This window comes from Celeribacter naphthalenivorans, from assembly GCF_020524585.1.
Lineage (GTDB): Bacteria > Pseudomonadota > Alphaproteobacteria > Rhodobacterales > Rhodobacteraceae > Celeribacter > Celeribacter naphthalenivorans.
This window is the reverse complement of the sequence record NZ_JAIVLK010000024.1, coordinates 1-1,305: the sequence shown is the minus strand read 5'-3', so window position 1 is coordinate 1,305 and position 1,305 is coordinate 1. Positions and strand designations below refer to the sequence as shown.

The 1,305-nt window shown below is 58.4% G+C and carries 1 pseudogene; it reads right to left on the bottom strand.

Annotation, left to right across the window (positions count from 1 at the left end):
• Window positions 1-39: 39 nt before the first annotated feature.
• Window positions 40-1,233 (bottom strand): annotated as a pseudogene (locus tag LC094_RS21505) (IS3 family transposase).
• Between the last annotated feature and the right edge of the window lie 72 nt (window positions 1,234-1,305).

Here is a 1,305-nt window from a genome sequence, read left to right as displayed (position 1 = left end):
GGTAATCCCCCCGTTTTTACTGGGGCTTGGTCTTAGAGTTTACGCGGCCATTCTCAGTTTCTGTGCGGGTGTCATCCCGCCGTTGCCCATGTTCGGGCGCTCATTGTTGTAGGACCAGAGCCATTCGGTGGCAATCTGCTGCACCTCGTCGATGCTTTCGAAGATGTGTAGGTCCAACCATTCATGCCGGACCGTCCGGTTGTAGCGCTCGACATAAGCGTTCTGCTGCGGCTTTCCGGGCTGGATGTGGGCCAGGGCGATGCCCTTGTGTTCGGCCCATTCCATGAGCGTACCGCTGATGTATTCCGGACCTTTGTCGACCCTGATCGTCTTCGGTGCGCCACGCCATTCGATGATCTGGTTCAGCGCCCGGACGACGCGTTCGGCGGGGAGCGAGAAGTCGATCTCGATGCCCAAACCTTCACGGTTGAAGTCGTCACTCGCCATTGTCCTCGGACCAATGGCGGACAATGGCTCGTCATTCAGCAGGCGGAACTGGCGCCCATCTCCAAGTCGATCAGCCATGAAATCCATGGACCATCATTCGCAGCCTCCGGCACCTCCAAGGCCTCGGGCTTGTCCCGCTTCAGCCGCTTGCGCGGCTTGATCCGCAGATTCAGCTCCAGCTCGCGGTAGATCCGGTACACGCGCTTGTGGTTCCAGCATTCGCCATTGTCTCTCGGACCAATGGCGTTCCAATGGCTCATCCTTGGACGTTGCGCATGTAGAGGAAACACAGGCCGAAGCCCCAGGTCTTCTTTGCCTTCGTCAGCCCGAGCAGCAGATCGGCAATCTGTTCGTTCTCGTCATCGAGCTTCGGGCTATATCGATAGCATGCCTCGCTGACATCGAACGCCCGACACGATGAGACCATGTCCGCCATCGGTCCAAGGACAATGGTCGAATGCGATGCTGACGCCCTTCATCGCCACCGCTTTCACGGCCAGCTCTCGGCGTTGAGCTGGCCGGATCATTTTTTCCCAAAGCCTCCTTGAGGAGGTCATTCTGCATACTGACGTCAGCGTACATGCGCTTCAGGCGGCGGTTTTCCTCAGCCATCGCCTTCATCTCCGAAATCAGGCTCGCATCCATGCCACCATGCTTCGCCGGCCACTTGTACAGCGTGGCGCTACTCATGCCATGTTCGCGGCACAGCTCGGCCGCCGGCACGCCGCCTTCCATCTGGCGTAGCACACCCATGATCTGCGCTTCGGTGAAACGTGTCTTCTTCATCGGAATCTCCTCGTTCATCCTGCCGAGAAAATTCTACTGCCGCATCCCACTAAAATCGGGGGGGGATTACCC